Annotated in this window: 15 protein-coding genes; 6 read left to right on the top strand and 9 right to left on the bottom strand. The window is 40.8% G+C overall.

Annotation, left to right across the window (positions count from 1 at the left end; genetic code table 11):
* Positions 1-125: 125 nt before the first annotated feature.
* The 3 genes from JF50_RS18530 to JF50_RS18540 all read right to left on the bottom strand — a co-directional run bounded on the left by JF50_RS18530 (position 126) and on the right by JF50_RS18540 (position 2,345).
* Entirely contained in the window at positions 126-1,115 is a 990-nt protein-coding gene (locus tag JF50_RS18530) for a hypothetical protein (protein WP_152614590.1), read from the bottom strand.
* A gap of 355 nt (positions 1,116-1,470) precedes the next feature.
* The gene (locus JF50_RS18535) at positions 1,471-1,764 is read right to left on the bottom strand and encodes an energy transducer TonB (RefSeq protein WP_039610831.1); all 294 of its coding nucleotides are present in this window, start codon (positions 1,762-1,764) and stop codon (positions 1,471-1,473) included.
* A gap of 47 nt (positions 1,765-1,811) precedes the next feature.
* A complete protein-coding gene (locus tag JF50_RS18540; protein WP_039610832.1) occupies positions 1,812-2,345 on the bottom strand; it encodes a hypothetical protein in 534 nt (177 codons plus the stop codon).
* A 265-nt stretch (positions 2,346-2,610) separates the two neighbouring features.
* On the opposite strand from JF50_RS18540, the gene JF50_RS18545 reads away from it, so the two are divergent.
* On the top strand, positions 2,611-3,237 hold the full coding sequence (locus JF50_RS18545) for a LysE family translocator (protein WP_039610833.1): 627 nt from the start codon (positions 2,611-2,613) through the stop codon (positions 3,235-3,237).
* Positions 3,238-3,279: 42 nt separating this feature from the next.
* On the opposite strand, the gene JF50_RS18550 is transcribed toward JF50_RS18545, so the two are convergent.
* Both JF50_RS18550 and JF50_RS18555 read right to left on the bottom strand, forming a co-directional pair.
* Positions 3,280-3,909: a hypothetical protein gene (locus JF50_RS18550; RefSeq protein ID WP_039610834.1), complete on the bottom strand. Its 630-nt coding sequence runs from the start codon at positions 3,907-3,909 to the stop codon at positions 3,280-3,282.
* Between the two features lie 107 nt (positions 3,910-4,016).
* Positions 4,017-7,463, bottom strand: a complete 3,447-nt coding sequence (locus JF50_RS18555) for a PKD domain-containing protein (protein WP_039610835.1) — start codon at positions 7,461-7,463, stop codon at positions 4,017-4,019.
* A gap of 303 nt (positions 7,464-7,766) precedes the next feature.
* Between JF50_RS18555 and JF50_RS18560 the strand changes: the two genes are divergently transcribed.
* From JF50_RS18560 to JF50_RS18575, 4 genes are all read left to right on the top strand, one after another.
* Positions 7,767-8,807, top strand: a complete 1,041-nt coding sequence (locus tag JF50_RS18560) for a S66 family peptidase (RefSeq protein WP_039610836.1) — start codon at positions 7,767-7,769, stop codon at positions 8,805-8,807.
* 163 nt (positions 8,808-8,970) lie between these two features.
* On the top strand, positions 8,971-10,176 hold the full coding sequence (locus JF50_RS18565) for an alkaline phosphatase family protein (RefSeq protein WP_152614591.1): 1,206 nt from the start codon (positions 8,971-8,973) through the stop codon (positions 10,174-10,176).
* 198 nt (positions 10,177-10,374) lie between these two features.
* Positions 10,375-11,454 carry an efflux RND transporter periplasmic adaptor subunit gene (locus tag JF50_RS18570; protein WP_039610838.1) on the top strand — a complete coding sequence of 360 codons (1,080 nt, stop codon included), beginning with the start codon at positions 10,375-10,377 and terminating at the stop codon, positions 11,452-11,454.
* 5 nt (positions 11,455-11,459) lie between these two features.
* Positions 11,460-14,582, top strand: a complete 3,123-nt coding sequence (locus JF50_RS18575; RefSeq protein WP_039610839.1) for an efflux RND transporter permease subunit — start codon at positions 11,460-11,462, stop codon at positions 14,580-14,582.
* A 49-nt stretch (positions 14,583-14,631) separates the two neighbouring features.
* On the opposite strand, the gene JF50_RS18580 is transcribed toward JF50_RS18575, so the two are convergent.
* The gene (locus tag JF50_RS18580; protein WP_235423470.1) at positions 14,632-15,300 is read right to left on the bottom strand and encodes a chromosome partitioning protein ParA; all 669 of its coding nucleotides are present in this window, start codon (positions 15,298-15,300) and stop codon (positions 14,632-14,634) included.
* A gap of 220 nt (positions 15,301-15,520) precedes the next feature.
* Between JF50_RS18580 and JF50_RS18585 the strand changes: the two genes are divergently transcribed.
* Positions 15,521-16,417 carry a response regulator gene (locus JF50_RS18585; RefSeq protein ID WP_039610841.1) on the top strand — a complete coding sequence of 299 codons (897 nt, stop codon included), beginning with the start codon at positions 15,521-15,523 and terminating at the stop codon, positions 16,415-16,417.
* A 5-nt stretch (positions 16,418-16,422) separates the two neighbouring features.
* Here JF50_RS18585 and JF50_RS18590 read toward each other — a convergent pair whose 3' ends face one another.
* From JF50_RS18590 to JF50_RS18600, 3 genes are all read right to left on the bottom strand, one after another.
* Positions 16,423-17,466: a helix-turn-helix domain-containing protein gene (locus JF50_RS18590; RefSeq protein ID WP_039610842.1), complete on the bottom strand. Its 1,044-nt coding sequence runs from the start codon at positions 17,464-17,466 to the stop codon at positions 16,423-16,425.
* 248 nt (positions 17,467-17,714) lie between these two features.
* Positions 17,715-19,103 carry an ATP-dependent RNA helicase DbpA gene (gene dbpA / locus JF50_RS18595; RefSeq protein WP_039611085.1) on the bottom strand — a complete coding sequence of 463 codons (1,389 nt, stop codon included), beginning with the start codon at positions 19,101-19,103 and terminating at the stop codon, positions 17,715-17,717.
* A 128-nt stretch (positions 19,104-19,231) separates the two neighbouring features.
* On the bottom strand, positions 19,232-20,194 hold the full coding sequence (locus JF50_RS18600) for a hypothetical protein (RefSeq protein ID WP_052262464.1): 963 nt from the start codon (positions 20,192-20,194) through the stop codon (positions 19,232-19,234).
* Between the last annotated feature and the right edge of the window lie 320 nt (positions 20,195-20,514).

A 20,514-nucleotide genomic window follows, 5' to 3' on the forward strand; every position in this document is an offset into this window, starting at 1 on the left:
TACCGGCTCATTTTATAAAAGCTAACTGCGGCATATCTCACCGTATATTATCACGCCAAGTCATAGTCTCAATTTGTAAAGCTTAGGTTCGTGGACTTTATTGTAGTGACTTGATAGCAAGGCGATCATTTATTGCTCGGATAAAGTGTACCGTTTGTCTTAATAATTTGAAGCCATTGTTCAACCATCGCATCAGCATACTCTATCTCTTCTTCAGACATGTTTAGGTACTGCTTTTGTTCATAAAAACTGTAACGGTTGTATATATCGTCATTGTCCGTTATTTCCATGATGAGTTTATTTAAGGCATAAGACTTGGCAAAGCTATGTTCATCACTTTGTTGTTGTGTGTAGTATAGGTTTGACAATGCCATTATGGCTTTTTCACTGCCATGCTGACTTGCGTGTTGTAAAAATTCCAATCTTTGCTTTTTAAATTTATCTCGTGTCGCAATATACAGAGCTCTATTTTCCGTCGTTATATTTTGTGATTTCATAAAAAACTCAGCATGTATATTGGCAAAAGTTTCTTGTGCTGGCACAAATCCATTTCTCGCAGCATCTTCAAGATAAGCGTAATAGGCTTTTGTTTCATCATCGCTTAAACCTTTGCAGTAGCTAAACTGATTTAAAGCTGTATCTATGGATATACTTGCATCACTAAATTGTGTTAGCTGCTCTAACTTAGTATTCAATTGGTCATCATTCTTGGGTGAGAATAAACAGTACTTGAGGTTTTGGGCAATAATATACTTTGATTCTAAATTGCCGCTTTTCGACTTTTCGAGCAGTTTTTCAAAATGCGTTTTGAAATTGCCCTCTAGTCGCCAGGTGGGCTTACTCTTAACTAACAGTCGTGGATGACTCTGAACGACTGTGTGGGTTAACTCAATTGGAAGTTGTTGATTTTGCATGGGGCTAAGCGCTGCTTCGCCTTGGTTTTTCGAGCATAAGTCGTCGCTACTGAAACGGGCGTTGTATTGAATGTGTTCAGCCTGCGTATTCGATTTATTATAAAAATGATATGCGGTTAGTAAAAGGGCGAAGAAAAGCAATAAGCTCAATAATATAATTCGTTTATTTTCTGCAATAGGCTGTGTATGGCGCTTGTTCACAATGTAAACTTTATCTAGAAAAGTTACGGTATCATATAGCGTTTTTACTATACTTAATAGTTTAATTGTAAAAGGCTTGCTGAAGCGGCAAGCCTTTGCAAGGAAATTAAATGATTTTCTTTTACTCGATATGTGTAACATAAAATCAGATGAGAATAGCTTTATCCACCATGATCATTAATAAATAACGGCTATATTTTAGGTAAATAACACCTTTAAAGAAATTACAGGTGTTTTTATTGCGTCATTGAATGCGATTGGCTATTTAATGGTGGTTAATTAATTTTAATAAGTGGCTTTCTTAATTTGTAGATGAGCTAACCTTCAAGATAATTAGCCCATTGATTTAACGAGGTTATTTGTCCGTGATTTTGAAGTCCAGTTGTGCTTTTTCACCTATTTTTTTTACCGGCTTACCATTGATCATTTTTGGCTTATACTGCCATTTTTTGATCGCTTCAATGGCCTTTTTGTCAAAAAAACCATTATGACTGGAGTCGATAACAATGATATTTTCTGTGTGTCCTTGTTCATTGACATCAAAAGAGAGTTGTACATAGGCATCTCCTGACATGAGCTCGTCTTTTGTAGGGGTAGTTGAGCATGCTGTTAAGAATAGAAGCGGTATTAATGTGAGAATTTTTTTCATAAAAGTATTCGTTTTATTATTATTAATATTTGATAACTGTTAGTCGTTTACCAGTCTTCACTATATTTTTTATTGGCTTTAAAGGCTTCAACTTCAAGTGGCGAGTCATTGTAACCATATTTTGCTAAATCAGAGAAGTGTTGTGTCACAATGGTATCTAGATTAGAGCGCTCAATTTGTAAAACATGCACTAATTCATGCGCAAGTTTTGGGCGATTCAGGTCAAACCCTTTCCTAACATAAATTGAATAGCCAAACACTTGTGCGTTGTTAATGATGCCGTCTCCGATAAAGCCGAGCGCTTCACCTAAGGTTTTTAGTGCGAAATTTTCACGCGGGAAAGGGACTTCATCAACATACACAATTCTGACTTTTTCAGGGTGGCGTATGCCTATTTGGGCGGCTAGGGTAAGCTCTCTATTATTTAAAGGCTCGCCCGCTTTCACACCTTCCTTTTCGATACCATGAGCCCATACAATGTATTGAGGTAGTAACACCACGGAGATGACTTTTTGGTAATTGTAAGCCGTAATGGCGATAGCTATGACAGTCAAAAGTAACGTCATTTTTATAATTTTCATTGTTAAAATTGCCTGGTTAGTTATTGTTCTAATGGCTGCTAATTGGGCACTTTCAACCACTTTGCTATTTTTTAAACACAAAAGTAAGGCTTATTGAAGCACCCAGATACGTTGATGTAAATATCCTTTTTTCATTGCGTTATGAATACGGTGATCATTAAGCCATCACTGTATTCGATGAAAAACTGACTGTAGTGCAATTTTTTATTCACATTGAGTCGGTAACTTAGGTAAACTCGCCGCCTGAAGTTTTCTGGAGGTAATGATGGATTTATCAGCGTGGCTAAGTTTGGCCTTGATCTGTACATTAGGTGCGATGTCGCCTGGCCCGAGTTTAGCAGTGGTACTGCGTCATAGTATTAATAGCGGCCCTAGCGCTGGCATTTCTGCAAGTGTTGCGCATGCATTAGGCGTAGGCAGCTATGCTGCGCTATCAATATTAGGGCTAGCCAGCTTAATTGCGCAATTCCCGGCGGTGTATACGTTTCTTTTGTATATTGGCGCTGCTTACTTAGCCTATTTGGGCTATAAAATATTGACAAGTAAACCGGCAGATGGGGGCGACTCAGCCGAATCTCCCAGTGCTAGCGCCGATTGGATTATTGCCGCAAAAGAGGGGTTTACAGTTGCATTTGTAAACCCAAAAACAGCCATCTTTTTTGTCGCATTGTTCTCTCAGTTTATTGACCCTGAGGCAATGACTTTTACACTCGCGTTTTTAATGTGTTTTACCGTGTTTATCATAGATGCTGTGTGGTTTATTGGTGTGTCTATTGCCGCCTCTACTGCAAAACAACGCTTTAACTTACAGTCAAAGCAGGGCTTTATTTCTAAAGTGTTGGGCATTGCATTCATCCTGCTGGCTGTGCGTGTTTTATATCAAACGATATAGTATTGCTCATTATCAGCGGCATAAAAATGCCGCTGAAGATTTTCATATTTTAGATTTGAGATAATGACTGAGTATGAGCAGCTTTAACATCGGATTTTCTCTTGTGTGATGATTAAACTGTAGCGCAATATAGTCTTGATTACGTGCTATAGCGCGCTCTACATAGACATGGATATGTAAGTTGTCAGAAAGCTCAAGGTATGCATGTTTATTAGTAAAGTATTTCACATGCGCGGATCCACTCAAAGGAAATGAGGCAACACAGGCTCCTGACAACGATAGACTTTGTACCGAACAAATAATTTTTGGATAGGTCAGAGAAAATGTAATTGAGGGCGATGGATAAAAACGCCAGCTTCTTGGGCCTTTACTCGTATCCATAATATCTGGGAGCTTATTGATAAGCGTCAAAAGCGTTGTGATTTTATGCGCGTTTATATCATCGCGATATGTCTCTTCTCCCAACAAAATACGGTCGATATAAGATTTGTTCGCGAAGTATTGATTGTGCGCTAAATAAAGCGCGAGGGGTTCCACTAACCATAATTGGTATATACGCTTTTTTAGCTGTTCTAGGCTGTGCTTTTGCTGCGCAAAGCTGTCGTACTCATCAAAGTGGTTTGTCTCTACTTCATGGAGTAATTTGAGCTCTTCAGGTGTTAGTTTCATCATAGCAAGCAACCATCCATTGTAATTACATAAAACTAAGCAAAATACGTACCTGTGCTGCATAAAAAAGCGCGACTTATATGGCCGCGCTTTCACTTGGGTTCGTTTATTTAACGACGCATGCTGCCGCTGAATCTAGAGTGATTATCTGGACTGTCATTGTCAGTAGAATCAAGAGGATGTTCTAGTTTAATGACATCGACGTTCCAACCATCATCAAGCATGCTAGTCGGTGTAATAACGTAGGCCTCTACTTGTAGCCCTGCACTTGGAGTGACTGCTGTTAGATGGAGTTGTCCAAGTACGACTTTCCATGTGAATGAGCGAGTTTGTCCATTACTGACAAAGTCTGCGGTTCCATCCACTTTAAAATCAATGTAGTAGGTGTCGTCACCATTAATTAGAGCAAAGCGCTCATATTCAATTTTATGGCTATCAAAATAGGGTTGTTCACTATTTGATTTGGTACGAACGACTGCACCAACCTCATCCATGTCTTTCCAGTGAATCACATCAGGGCCCGCTTGATACATAAAGAAGGAAATATCGTCAGTATTTAGCTGATTCACTTCAAAAGTCAGCGTTGCTAATCCTGTTTCTTCATTATAGCTGTAGGCGCCATAATTAATGCCTGGGCCGTCAGAGTTGGCCGGGTCGTACTCAGCTTCGAAAAACTTATTGCCAGGCAAAAATACTGACACCCAGACTCGACTGGTTGTAAGAGGGTATTCTACAAAGCCGCCTACTCTTGGGTCGTTTTCGTCTAACAAGCGCTCAAAGGTGATTGGAGACTCGCCCTCAACCTCTAGTGTCATGGTATTCCCATTCACGGTTGCCTTATGCGCTAAGTTTTCATCAAATCCGTATACGCCATTGGTGTCTACGACCTTGTTCACTAGCAAGGTGCCGGTTGATTCATCCCAGCTCAGAGAGCCAATTTCCAAACCGGCAAAACCTTGCGGGTCATTGTCAGTTTTGAGCTCCATATGCACCCAAGTGCCATCTCTAATGACGATGACAAATTCTGGTGAATTGGGTTGATACCAAGCACCATCAATAGCATATTGCATTGGAGCAGGCGGTGTATACATGCTTCTTGAAGCGATATTGGGATCAACGAAGAGGTTTCTGACTTCGCCAAGTTCACAGTTTGTGCCTTCAAAGTAACCACAGACTTTGAAGTAATCTCTATCAAATTCTTGGATCTCTGTCACACCGACAGACCCCATTTGGTCAATCAGTAATTTACCTTCTGAAATCGAATAATCAGCAATATCCCCAGTTCCTAATTTTACTTTGCGTGACGTTGAGCCATCATCATTTTGGCTTTCAGAGAAGAAGTTATCTAAAACTTGTTGGTTCTCGACAAAATAAAGCGTTCTATTTGGCAACCAATAATATTCAAATTTATCAACGGTAGACGCTGATTTTTTGTACTGTTGAACATAAGAGCCACTGGTTGTATATGAGTTATCAGTTGGGTAACTTTCTCTTACATACCAAGTGTCACCATTTTGTGCAATTACCTCAAGTTTTTGTGTCCAGTTGACTACACACATATCAGCACTTGCGCCTTCAGGGCATTGGTGTACCAAGGGGCGAGGAAAAGTTGGGCCATAACCTAGTGATTGCATACTAAGCGTTCTGCCTGATTGCGCCCACGTACTCATCGTTTTATACATGAATCTGTAGGATGTACCGTTAATATAATTGTCCACAAAGAAGTTTTGAGGCTCGGCGACACCTTGATACGCTCTAAACCGACCTATGACATCATTATTTGTCAATGTAACCGCTTGCTCAGGGACCATTAATCCCGAACGCCTTCTGTAATGCTCGGTATCGGTTTTGTCTGTGGTTGCCCAGAATTGATAACCTGAATCAAGACTTCTTATGAGCCAGTATTTAAACGTCTTTGCTACCATTAGGTCTGTTTTATCAAGCGTGAGATTTAAGATGTTATCTGTTATTGACCAAGTGAGTGAACGAGACGTGTCGTCAGGCATTTGCGCACTGCCTGTACCATCTTGATTAAATGTTACCTTACTTGCAAAACTACCTGAAACAGAGTAGTAAAGCGCATTAATATACCAATCTCCGCTCAACTGGCTTTGCAATGGGGTAATGGTTTGCGTTTTACCAATCATAGAGAGATCATGGTTACGACTTACGTCACTATTTACGATCATTTCATTACCAGTACTGTCCATCGTGAACTCATCACCGATGAATGTAATACTGATGGCTTTGGCAATGGGGTTTTCATCATAGATAGAAAATGAACCACTTTTGTATCGATATTGGCAATCATACTCTTGATCACTCGCACCTTTACATCTATAGGTTTTGCTCATAATACCTGATTCAAAAACCAAGGAGACTAAGCCTTCTTCGTTTTGTGACCAAGTCATGCCACCGCTGGAGTAATCGGCAAAAGTTCCGGTATTATCCTGATTAAAAGAAGCCTCGTAAAAGAGTTGAGAGAAGACTTTTGTTGACCCAATTAAGTAATCCCCAATGATGTTGGATTGACTGTTATCAACCAAATCATCGTCTTCTTTTATATTATTTTTTGTGCTGTCGATTAGGGTCGGGTTTTTGTCATTAATGGTATCGGTGAGCTCGGTCACTGCTGTAGGGGTTGATACCAACTCAAATGTTGAGTTCACCCCTTCAGGTAAGCTAAATGCATTATCTCCCTCACCATCAACGACGATTTTTATTAAAGCCGCGAGTGTTAATTTTTCATCGGCATCAATACCTACAAGGGCGTTGTTAAGTGATGTTTCGCTTTGTGGCGTACCTACCTCTCGGGTGATCAAGGCATACTCAGAAGTGGTTACATTGGTGATGTTAACACCAAAATTGTCGTCTTTATTTAGAATACCATCTTCGCCGGCTTGGGTTTCTATTGATGAAAAACTGGGCAGTTGAGAGTAAAACTCCACTTCAGATTGCGAACTGCCCCCTTTTGCTCTGATCCTGACTAAATCGTCGACCATGGAGTCATCAATATCTAGTGTGTAATTATAGGTGCCAGTTTCATCAGCAGATAACTCAAAACTTTGATCGCCAATAAATATAGTGAGTGCGGCATTTGGAATTGGTTCGTCTGTTACTAGGCCAGTAATGGTCACTGATTTTACAATTCTGGTTATGTTTAGGTTGAAGTTTGCATTTGCGGTGGCTCCGTCATCATCAGTCACCGTGACACGCAGAGTCATTGCGGTGTCTTCTGTGACATCAGGTGCTGTAAATGTCACCGTATTGGTTGCTGCGTTAGAGAGCGCAGCTGAAGGGCCTGAAACGATTTCCCAAGCAAACGCGTTTACCGTGCCGTCGCTATCGGAAGCCTGTGCTGTTAGCGAAATTTGCTGCTTCTCTTGAATTGAGTTTTCACCGCTGACAGTAACAGTTGGTGCGCTATTTTGAGGTGTACTTGGGTTGGACGGCGTTGAAGGTGAGCCACTGTCTGAGCCGCCACCGCCGCACCCAACCAGTGAAATACCTAGCACCCAAGCGTATAGAAGGTGCATCCGTTTACGTGAATAAAACATGTTCTTGTTCCTCCGCAACACACGATACAAACTGTGCAGGTTTTGAGAATATTTATTGGGTTCAGTAAGCATAGTAAAAGGATGAAATTCGTACAGCTTAATTACTCTGTGTATGTGAAAAAGTAATGCTTGATAGGGAAATTAAGGCAGATAGATTGTGTTAGAGCTCGTTTTATCTGCGCAGTGACTATGGCAAAAATGCGCGATTGATAATTGACAGAGTGAACTGACTAGATTAGTTTAAAATTCAATGTTTTGTATTGAAAATAAATATAACCATTAAGATTAAAACAGGAATGTTCGATGTTGTATCCTTCTCCAATAAAACCTGGCAGTTGTATCGCGGTAACTGCCTTTTCCTCCGGTGTGCCAAGCATATATCACGCTAGACTAGATTTTGTGCTTGATGGATTGGCTCAGCGTGGATTCGACGTTATTGAGGGGCAATGTTTGAGGGATAATCACCTGCATGTAAGTGCGCCTGTTCATGCCCGTGCGAAAGAGCTTATGGCATTTCTGTGTGATGACCGTATTGATGTGATTATGGCGCCATGGGGCGGGGAAGTGGCGATGGACGTGTTGCCGCTGCTTGATTGGCAACGTTTGGAAACAGTTAAACCCAAATGGTTCATGGGGTTTTCAGATATTAGTACGGTGTTGAGTGCAATTAGCTCTAAGCTTGGCTGGGCAACTTGTCACTGTACAAACTTGATGCAGTTGGGGCTGAATCAACAGGATAGCTTAACTTCTAAGGTATTTACCTATTTGGCAACCCCAGCAGGTTCAGAGTTTAAGCAAAGCGCCGCAACACATTATGAGTCGCAGCATGCGGATTATAGTAAACATCCTAACGCGGTATTTAATTTAACAGAGCCGAGTTATTGGAAAGCACTCAATACAAATTGTATTAACGCCTCTGCTCTTGAATTTTCAGGACGTTTAGTGGGCGGGTGTTTAGATACACATATGGTGTTATATGGCACAGACTATTTTGCTCCCTATGACAGACTGATAAATGAGTTTGAACCAACGATTTATTACTTCGAAAATGGCGAACTAACCCCAACACAGTATTTTCGCGCATTGCAAAGTTTAAAGCTCAAAGGTGCATTCAAACATGCCGCTGGTATTTTAATCGGCCGCAATATTGCAGCACAGGGCAAGCGGGGCGAAGGCTTTGATGATCTCATGGCGTTAAACCTATCGCTAGGAGATCTTGATATACCTGTATTATATGATGTTGATATTAGCCATCAAGCACCTAATTTGACCCTGATTAACGGTGCAATGGCGAATGTTAAGTTCATAAATGGTATGGGCGAGATAACTCAAAAGCTCATTTAATCATCATATTTAAAGGGTGAAGATAAAAATATATTAGTTATTTTTTAGTCTTAATGCGCATATTGGTTATATATCTCAAATGTGTGCTATTTACCTCATGCCTTTTTAATTTGTCATTTTAAACAGATAAAATAACAAAAATTTTTTATTTTTGAGGTTTTGGATGACCGATTCAAAGAAAATACTGGCAGTTATTTTATTTACACTTTTTTCCTTTAATACTTTAGCGCAAGAAGGCGAGCAAAGTGTTGTATTATTTTCTCTCGATGGCTTTCGTTGGGACTATATTGAAAAGCATGATGCAAAAAATATTGCAATGATAGCAAAAAGCGGCGCACGAGCGAGCCATATGCGTCCCGTTTATCCGACGAAAACATTTCCCAATCATATTTCAATCGTCACCGGTCTATTGCCGTCAAATCATGGCGTTATTGATAACTATTTTTGTAATAAGCGCCGTCAAGAGTGCTATAAAATGGGTCAAGGTGGCAAAGACAGCACTTGGTTAAGTGGCGTACCGCTTTGGAATTTGGCCGAGATGCAGGGGGTGAAAGCCGCAACCTATTTTTGGCCGGAATCTGAAGCGCGTTTCAATGGTCGGACACCCAGTTATTATATGCGTTACGCCAAAAAAGGCAGTTATCAAAAGCGGATAGATCAAATTATTGATTGGCTAAAGCTTGAAAAGTCACAAAGGCCAAGATTTGTGGCTGGTTACTTTTCACTGGTTGATGATATGGGACATGATTTTGGTCCAGATGCAATAGAGACTTATCAAGCTGTGCAAGAGGTAGATAAGTTAATTGGTCAGTTGTGGAGTAGACTTAAATCTGAAGTGGATCATGACGTGAATCTAGTACTTGTTTCAGATCATGGCATGGTGTCTGTTGACCCCGAAAAAACCATTATTTTAGATAAACTTGGCTTTAATTTGGAGCTTTTTCATGTCAAAAATGGCGGCACTCGCACACATTTATATAAAAAACCAAATTCTGAGGTAGATGTTGCAGGCTTGAAGTTATTGTTGAGTGAGCAAAGTAAGGGGCGTTTTGAAGTGCTAGATGATACGGTTTTGGCGTCAAGAGGCGTTAAGATTGATGACACAACGGCAGACATCATTATTGAAGCTTTTCCACCGTATGCGTTTGGCACGCATGAGAAAATAGATTACGTTGGCGCGCACGGATATCCTTACTCAAAAGATTTAGCCGCAACCTTTGTTGCCATTGGACCTGCGTTTAAACAAGGGGTTAAACTTCCTGAAGTCAACAACTTAGATATTTATCCCACCATTGCTAACATTCTAGGGTTGAAATTGATGTCCAAGGTGGATGGGGATGGAAAAACGTTAAGGTCGGCACTGAAATAAACGTTTTCCTATACGTCAACGTATATAACACGTCGATATTTTATATGTGAAAAGCGGGTTTTCGTAACATGAGTATTACACCCTAACACCATAATTAGATTATCGTCCGTTAGATTAGTGAGTTTGTCGCAATTTATGCGTGAGGCAAACTCATTCAGTGTATCTTGTTTAAAAACAATTATCATTTGAGGTGTAAAAATGCGTTGTATGCCTGCGTTTGTATCCGTTGTTGCTATGTCCGTATTTGCGGCATGGTCAACACCAATTTGGAGCGCACCAGTAGAAGTCGCGGTTTTTCAAGCCAAGGATCTTCAATATAAAAATAAATTAGCGTTGAGTGGTACTGTTGAGGCATCCCAAAATGCAACCCTTGCTAGCCTAGAAGCAGGCGTAGTGAATGAATTAATGGTGGAAGTCGGTGATGTAGTTAAGCGTGGTCAGGCGTTACTGCGACTTGACCCAACTTTAGCAAAGCTCGAGTTGGAACAAAGTGAAGCGTCTGTCTCGGCTGCAGAGGTTGCGCTCTTGGAGGCAAAACGACAGCTAGAAGAAGTAGAATCGCTGTCTAAAAAGCAGTTTGTTGCGCCAACCTTGTTGGCTGAGCGACGTGCGAGTGTGGCTGCCGCCAAAGCTGAGCTTGCAAAAACGAAAGCAAACTTGGCAGTTAACAAAGAGACATTGAGAAGGCAGACGCTGTTCGCGCCATTTGAGGGCGTAGTGATGCAGCGTAATGTGGATTTAGGTGAATGGGTAACCACTCAGACACATACTTTCACCTTGGTTTCTGCAGAAGATTTAAGGCTCAATGTTGCTGTGCCCCAAGAGTACATCAGCGCTTTTTCAAACGATCAAATCCAATCGCTCAATATTATCCCAGATCATGATCAAAGTAAGCTAGTTGAAGGTCAAGTTCAGGCGGTTGTCCCAGTGATCAATGCGGGAACTCGCAGCTTTGTGGTACATATAGCAGTGCCACAGCACGCTGGATTTGTCGCAGGCATGTCTGCGCAAGCTGAATTTGAATTACCAAGTACCGGCACTCAGGCTGTTTGGGTGCCAAAGTCGGCACTTAAATATCATCCAGATGGTGCACTGAGTGTATTTGTTGATAATCAGGGCAAAGCGCAAAGACACACGGTAAGACTATTAGAGCAGCGTGGTGAGCAAGTGCTGATTTCCGCAGTATCTGGAAACAGTCGTGTATTAACCTCACCCATTATTACAACAGCTGTGCAGTTGCTTAAAAATGGCAGTGAAATTTCTGTGAATAAGGGTTAGTCGATATGATTGAAAGCGCCGTAAAGCGTGGCACGTTGGTTGCCGTCATCTCTTTAATCATATGTATTTTGGGTTTGGTAACTGCGCTTAAAATTCCCGTACAGATGATCCCTGATCTAGAAGTTCGAACCATTACCGTTCAGACTGGCTGGCCTGGAGCGACCCCTCAGGATGTTGAAAAAGAAATCCTCGTAGAGCAGGAGCGGTATTTACGTAGTCTGTCTAACTTAAAGCGCATGGTGTCATATTCGCAAATGGGGTCGGCGAGAATACAACTAGAATTTCCATTTGGTGTTGACGTTAACGATGCGCTAATTAGAGTCAATAATGCCTTGAGCCAGGTGCCTGGTTATCCTGAAAACGTAGATCAACCTAGGCTTTACTCTAGTTCGTTCTCTTCTAATGCATTCATGCATTTTGTACTTAAACCTCAGAAAGGGAATCCACTTGATCTTGACGTAGATATGTTGCGTGACTTTGCTGAAGATTTTGTTAGACCGCGAATGGAGAGTGTTCAAGGCGTCTCAGAAGTGGGTGTTGGTGGCGGTGCTGCCAGACAAATTCAAATCAATGTTGATCCGAGCCGATTAGCACAGCGAGGCTTGAGTGTGACTGATTTAAGAAGTGCAATTCGAGCGCGTAACCGCGATGCTTCGGCGGGCGACATTGAAAGCGGCCCGAGCCGATATTTATTGCGTATGGTGGGTCGTTTTGAGCAGCTCAATGAACTCGAAGATTTAATCATCTCAGAGCAAGGTGGGATCACCACTAAACTTAAAGATGTGGCGGTTATTTCACTCGATCACTTTGAACTTCGTGGCATTTCCTATTCTGACGGTGAGCGTACGCTTAGGTTATCTGTACGTCGTGAAAGCGGCTCAAATGTGATTGATATCAAACAGCAGATGTTACCTGTGATTGAGCAAATTAATCAGGAGCTGTTGGCACAAAATGGTCTAGAGCTTATCTTGATGAGTGACGATGTTCAGTACGTTGAAAGCTCACTTAAAAATGTGTGGACTAACCTCGCTTTGGGCGCTTTACTTGCGACCTTGGTGATGTTTTTATTCCTGCGTTCAGGGCGGGCTACACTTGTCGGAGTGATTGGTATTCCCATCTGTACCGTGGCAGCATTTTTAGGTTTAACGCTGTTTGAACGCACTATTAACGTAATTTCATTAGCCGGTGTGGCATTTGCTATTGGTATGACGGTAGATAACACCATTGTCGTACTTGAAGCCATTGTACAAGCGAATAAACGCGGTACCAGTAAGTTACATGCTGCCATTAAAGGGGTGAAGGAAGTTTGGCCTGCGGTATTGGCGTCCACGGCGACGACTGTCTTGGTGTTTGCACCGATTTTATTTGTTGAGCAAGAAGCTGGGCAGCTTTACTCGGATATTGCCATCGCGGTGTCTTCCGCGATTATCGCTTCAATGTTGGTGGCTATTTTCATTGTTCCGACGACACTGGCTAACTTACCTAATCGCAAAGAAGAAATGAAAACGGTTACCTTGTCAAAGCGTTGGCTGGCTTTGGTGTCTTTTTGTGTTGCATCCAAAGCGCGCGCGACCGGTATTACCGTAGGCTTCGTCGTTGTCATTTTAGGGGCGGCTTATGCTTTGATGCCAGCAGCTGAATATTTGCCGGAAGGTGAAGAGCCAAAAGCGTTTTCTATGATGATTGCGCCGCCTAGCTACAACCTATCTGAAATGAAAGAGATTGGTGATGAGCTGAGAGTGTATTTTAACGGTCATATCAACGCGCCGAGTGACGCATTTGATAACGGCGAGACGGATATGCCACCATTGGCATACTACTCGATGTCTGTGTCAATCGGCCGTATTTGGTTTTTAAGTGCACCGACCGACCCTGATAATATTCAAGCGATGATGGATGCGATTACCGCTAAGTTTAGAAGCTATGACAATATGCGTGCGTTCTCGGCAAGGGGCTCAATTATCTCCAGTAATGATGGTGGTACCAGAGCGGTTGCAGTCGATATCGCGGGGAGTAATTTAACCGATTTATATCGTGCAGCTGAAGCGGTTTACGATCAGGCACAAATCACGTTTGATAATCCTCAAATTAACTCAGATCCGCGGGCGCTGAGCTTAGATCAGCCTCTGATTGAGATTAAACCCAAATGGCAAAGACTGGCTGAGCTTGGTATTAGTTCAAATGAGTTTGGCTATACAATTTCATCGCTCAGTGATGGCGCTTATGTTGATGAGTTTATTCTGAATGATGACAAAATAGATATGTTTATCTTTAGTCATCAAAAAGAAAAACAGACCATTGAACAGCTAGCGACGTCGCCTATTGTCACACCGTCAGGTGATGTATTGCCATTGAGCGCCTTAGCGGATTTAGTAGAGAGTAAAAACAGTGATAGTTTGCGTCGAGTAGATGGCAAAAGAACCGTGACTGTTTATATTATTCCACCAAGAGATGTGGCACTTGAAACCGCTGAAGAACTCGTCCGTACTGAGTTACTGCCAACTTTATGGCAGCAAGGTAAAATCGCCCAAGGGACCAAGTTGTCTATCAGTGGTGCGGCGGATCAGCTAGAAGCAACTCAAGCATCTTTGTCGAGCAACTTTATCGTTGCGCTTGTACTGAGCTATTTGCTGCTGGTGGCTATCTTCACACACTGGCGTTATCCGTTGTTTATTCTGGCTACAGTACCGCTTGGTATGGCTGGCGGCTTGTTAGGGTTAATTTCTGTGAATGGCGTTAATGCGCTATTAGCTAATTTCGGCATGACCCCTTTCCATCAACCTTTTGATATGATCACCATGTTGGGCTTCTTGATTTTATTGGGTACGGTGGTAAATAACCCAATCTTAATTGTTGATCAAACCCGCAAGTTGATTGTTGATCAAGGGATGGAAGTTGTCACCGCGGTCAAACAAGCCGTAGCAACGCGATTAAAGCCAATTTTGATGTCGACAGCGACCACATTATTTGGTCTTGCGCCACTGGTCTTTATTCCTGGTGATGGCACTGAGTTATATCGCGGTGTAGGTATTATTGTACTGTGTGGCATCGTATTCTCAATGTTACTTAGCTTAACTTTCTTACCAGCTCTGTTGGTCAGTGTACTGAGTAACAAGCGGGCCAGATAGTAGTACAAAAAGGAGCTTCGGCTCCTTTTTTAATGGCTGATCAGCCCTGCTAAGTGTTGCCATTATTGGACTCAGATTGCTTGACTGCTTCAAGGTAGCGACTTTCAATAAATTGGTTTTCTTTGGTTAGGTGCTTAATTTTTTGCTTGGCTTGTTGTAATTCCGTTTCGAGTGCTTTGGTATCTGCCCCCCCTGTGGGTTCGGGTAAATCCACTGAGAGTTGATCAATAAGTTGGTTTTGCTCTGCGATTTGTCGTTCATATTGTTGCACTAAGGCTTGGATTTCTTGCTCGTTTGGTGACTGTTCACTGACTTGTACAGACTTCATTTGTGTTTTTAATTGCTCGATTTCTTTTTGTAAATCGGTGTTTTCTTGTTTGAGACTACCTACCGATTGAAACTGATCTTCTAATTTCGTTTTTGCATATTTGAGTTTTTTACCACTGATATCCAAATCCCCTTTGAGTCGTTTAATGAGTTTTTGTGAGCGGGAGAGTTTTTTATTGAGCTCGTTAATAGAGGCTTGCTCTTCTTTAGTGATATGGTCTGCGGTTGAGGCACGGATCTGGGCGAGCTGGTTTTCAAGATTTGCTTGTACATGAAGGAGTTCAGTGATGGTTTGCTCATGTTGGTTGTTAAATTGTGTTGCCCGATCTACTGAGTCTTTACACAAAGCCATCACCTCATTTGACTCAGGGTTGTTTGCTTGATTACTCATGAACACGCCTGCGAATTTTCTAAACTCTCTTAATATCAATAACAGAATATAAAACCATGCCGCTAAAATAAGCAGGCCGAAATTTAAGGCAATATATTGGTAAACTTCTATCGGCAGCATGTTGGCTTTTCATCGCATCATTGATTATCAATAGGATAAGTTTAGTTTTACTGCAAAATTCTGCCTATACTGAATATGAAAATTTAATATTGAGGTGAAAGTGAAAGTACTGATAGTGGATGATAGCCATGCAACATGTGAAATTATCAGGCGTGCACTTCAACAGTTTACGTATCGCAAGTTATTTATTTCTTGTTCAAATAGTGTTGATGATGCACTTGAGCGCATTGAATTGTGGCAACCTCAGATTATATTGACGGATTGGCATATGCCAGATAAAACGGGCATTGAACTACTTCAAGTGGTTGGCACAGCGTACCCTGAGATCCTAATTGGTATGATATCCACGGTGGATGAAGAAGAACAAATCAATTACGCCAAGTCTATGGGTTGTGCTTTCTTCTTATCTAAACCTTTCGCTGACAGCGAGCTAAGAAAAATCATGATGCCGCTTGTTAAGGATTTAGAAGCCAAAGAGTTTATGTTGGAGCAAGAGGTACCAATAAAAGAAGGGCTCGCACTCCCCAAAACAGATTTTTTGGAGCGCTTAATGCAAAAGAACATCAGTGAATCGCTGACACTAAAACCCATTCGCGCTCAATCTTTAGATGAAAGTAAATTACCTTGTGTCATGGTGGTGTATGCAGAGAGGGGGAGTCAAAAGGTTCGCGTGATCTGTGTATTGGATGTTTACGCCACTTGTGTGTTAGCAAGCAGCGTAGAAGTGATCCCAGAAGATGAGGCGCAAAGAGCCATACACATGAATCAAATAAATTCGCATATCATGACTGCTTGTAAAGAGGCGCTAGGTAAAACTGCATACGCATTTTTAGACAACCAGAGCAAAATGAGCTTGTTTGTCAGAAGCTGCAAGTGTGTTTACACTCATCATCCAAAACTAGAGCTCATGTATAAATACCCCTTAGACAGCCGCATCGACTTAAGTTGCGAAAGAGAGGGGATGGCACAAGGTAAAATGTTGATTGTGGGGGTATGACACACTCACTCCTTCGCTGTTTCTTGCTGTTTACTCTTTCTATATTTTGCAGGCGTGGTATCTGCAAACTTCTTAAAAGCGATATAAAAAGTGGACTGGTTGTTGTAGCCACATAATTCAGAAACTTGCTTCAAACTCATTTTTTTATTTTCATGCAATAGGGTTTTCGCCAACTCTACTCTATGATGATTTATATAGGATGTGAATGAAATCCCTAGGTTATCATTTAATATTTGAGATAGCTGAGGTACTGAGACATTCAATTTTTCAGCGACTAGAGATAAAGACAGGTTAGGGCATTTAAAGAGTTCGTCTTCTATCATTAACTTATCCAGTTTAGTGAGAATGGGTGTTGCGGTGACTTGAGAAATTTTCTTGCTGGCATATTTTTCAGGCTTTTTATTCTTAAGAATGGATTGAATAATAATGATATTGAAGTAAATCGGCGCGATAAAACAAAGTACCACGATTAAGTAAGAGGCATATGAGGTGAAAATATAGGCTAAGAAAAGTGCAATTGATGTGCATAACACGATAATAGCATTTAAGACATTTTGGTCTTTTGATAAATCGAAACTCTTGTTGATTAAGACTGGATAGACTGAAATAAGTGAAGCTAATAAATAGGCAAACCAGCTATAAACAATAACCGTAGAGATATGGATATTCCACAGTGCTGGGAAGCTAGTGTAAGGCCAAGTTACGCCGACTATCACGGCAAGCCCTATTGGTGGAAGTAAGTGTGCTTTCCAGTTGATATTTTTTGCTGTTTTTATTTTAAATGACTGTTTTATATAAGAATAATGTAGCGGTCCGGACAGGAAATTAGCTGTGAGTGCTAATTGTAAGTAGGTCTTAGTCCACTCTGGGTATAAGAAAAAACTACTTGATTTACAGATCCGTATGAAGGTCAGAAAAAGAAAAGCAGCCAGCAGCTTATTAACTAGATTAGCGCCACGAAAAGTAAAAAAATATAGGCTTAAAAAAAGTGTATTTATTGCACCAACAATACTTAACACAAACCAAAAATAAGCTGAATCAAAAACCATGAGACTCCCTACCACATAATACATACTATTTTATGGCTAGCGATACACGCTTTTCAATTGCAAAAGTTGCATAAGAGTAGGGGTTGATTTTGATATTTTATTTGTTCAAATAAAACTATCGTAGGCATTTTACTTTATTGAAATAAAGCTTGTTCAGTTAAATTTTTAAACTAAATATATAATATTTAAAGGTATGTGATGTGGAGACCTCTATCTGCCACATCACTATTTTCAAGCCGAAGCGTAATTTACTGATTTACTTTTCTGGCTCTAAAGTGACGACCTTTCATTTTACCTTCGGAAATAATCTTCAATGCTTTATTGGCAAGCTTACGCTCAATCGCAACATAAGAGGTAATGGCTGTCACTTTAATCTTACCAATTTGAGTACCTTGGATTGACTTATCAGAGGTCAGTGCACCAAGAATATCACCAGGGCGTAATTTTGATTTCTTGCCACCATCTATTTGCAAGGTGACCATAGGCGCTCTGGCAATTTGATTGCCAAAAACATCGTCATTTGGCAGTGGCGTTGGCTCTATTGTCTGGGCCAAGTAGTCTTCTAAGGCGTTTACTTTATGGGATTCTTTGTAGCTCATAATTGAACAGGCCGTGCCTGTATTACCTGCTCGTCCAGTACGACCAACACGGTGAACATGCACTTCAGGGTCATGGGCTATATGATAGTTCAAAACCATATCTACATGGTCAACGTCAATGCCTCGCGCCGCGACATCTGTTGCGACTAATATAGTTAAGCTTTTATTGGCAAAGCGCACAAGGGTACGGTCTCTGTCTTTTTGGTCTAAGTCGCCGTGTAAGGCTGCACTATCAAAGCCAAGCTGTTTAAGGTTATCACAGACCGTTTGGCACTCAGCTTTTGTATTACAAAAAACCACAGCTGACGTTGGTTGAAACTTGAGTAATAGCTTTTGCGCTGCCACAAGTCTTGCGTCATTGTCCGGCACTTCGTAGAAAAACTGCTCAATGGAGCTATGGTCGTGTGTTGTTTCAACTGTGACCTTTTCGGCATTGTGCATGATATGTTTTGCTAGCTGCTCAATACGAGGTGGGTAAGTTGCACTGAATAAAAGGTTTTGTCTATTGTTAGGACAGTGATCTAGGATACATTGAATCGCATCTTCAAAGCCCATTTCTAGCATTCTATCTGCTTCATCTAATACAAATGTATTGACCTCATCTAGACACAGCCTACCTTTACGTAAGTGCTCTTCAATTCGCCCAGGTGTGCCAACGATAATATGCGCACCATGTTCGAGAGAGCCAATTTGTGGACCCATAGGTGCGCCACCACATAGTGCCAGCACTTTGATATTGTGAATAGCTCTGGCTAGCTTACGAATTTCAACAGCCACTTGGTCAGCCAGCTCTCTCGTTGGACACACAACTAATGCTTGTACACGGAAACGCTTAACATTGAGGTTGTGAAGTAAACCCAGAGAAAAGGCAGCGGTTTTACCCGAGCCTGTTTTTCCTTGACCAATCAAGTCTTTACCTGCGAGGATTTTTGGCAGTGTTTGAGCTTGAATCTCTGTCATGGCAGTGTAGCCAAGCGAGTTAAGGTTATCTATTAAAGTACTTGAAAGTGACAAACTAGAGAATGACGGCTGAGACAAAACGAGTATCATCTATTGAGAAATAAAGCACAATTATAACACGAGCTACGGAGTGTGAGTATCATTACAATCGTCATCGTGCTCTATTGTCATGATACTCACTGTTTACTGGGCTTTTAAAGGGCCATTTAGAGTGAATGATTGTCTTTTTTCTGTTTTAATTTCGACTCAATTGAGCTGATAAAATGCCTAGGGTTGTCGAGGCCTATATAAATTGTTTGTGTATTACCAATTGGCTTTTTGAGTTCAATGACTACGTTTGGTACGCCAGAGTAGTTTAAACGCTTTATATGTTTTTCGCGCTTAATAAATTCTGCGTTGTCTTTTAGCCGAGCGATATTGTTAACCGGGATATGAATTGGTTGGTAAAGGCCATATCGAATGTGTAAAACGCCATCGCAAAGAGAAATTGGTCTCCTATCTATAGCCCTATATTCCGCTATAAAAAAGATTAAGCTAAAAACAGTAAGAAGCGTAACGATATTGGCGGCCATTGGTGACCAAATAAAGTGAAGCAACAAATGCACAATAGGTATTTCGAAAGCGATTAAAATAATGAAGCCTAATAGATTGCTTTTAGCCCCGTCTTTTTCATGATAGCTAAAGTGAGTATTGCCATGAAAATGAGTTGCTTTAATCTGTTTAGCAAACAGGGCAAATGTCCACATACGAGTTTCAAAGCACAGTAGTGTTGCAACAGCACTCTTGCCAACATAACGTGTTATAGCTCTCTCAATAGCATGGTCAGGGTCTAACTTTTGTTGGAGTGCAACGCTTATTGCCAAACACACAGTCAATAAGGCTATGATTTCAAAAAGGATGATGAAAGAGACAACAAAATAGCGGCCTTGTTCAAAGTACGGCCAAAGTACTTTATGTTGCTCAGGAATAATATAGCTACCAATAAAAATCGCTAAGGTGGTTAATACAAGCAGTTTGAGTAATGCCTGTTTTCTGTTTTTTATACATATAAAACAAATTATGGGCAGTACTATAAATACATCAATAAGAAATAACCACTCCCATTTAGCATTTCCATAATTATTCCAAGCGCTTTCAGTGTTGTAATAAAAGAACCATAGTGTAGACATGCAAGCGAGAAAAGTGAGGGGGGAGCTTTGATTTTATTGAATGCTTCATTATCTCATCCTGTCAAAACGATAAAATTAATATTCTAAGTATTATACTGGGAAAGTGTTTTTTAAGGGGGTGGCTTTAAAATTTTGTTGTTATTTTATCATTGGTTTGTATTTTAGTAAAATGCTTGGTTAAACATTTGTATTATATATTAATTAGCTCTATTTAATCGATAGTTAGATTTTATAGTTAAGGATAAGCCAGATAATTCATTGTTGAGTTTTTGGGTATTAATTATTTTATACAGATGTTTTCAAGTTTTCAGTGTTAATTT

It is taken from the genome of Pseudoalteromonas luteoviolacea, assembly GCF_000814765.1.
In the GTDB taxonomy this organism is placed as follows: Bacteria; Pseudomonadota; Gammaproteobacteria; order Enterobacterales; family Alteromonadaceae; genus Pseudoalteromonas; species Pseudoalteromonas luteoviolacea_H.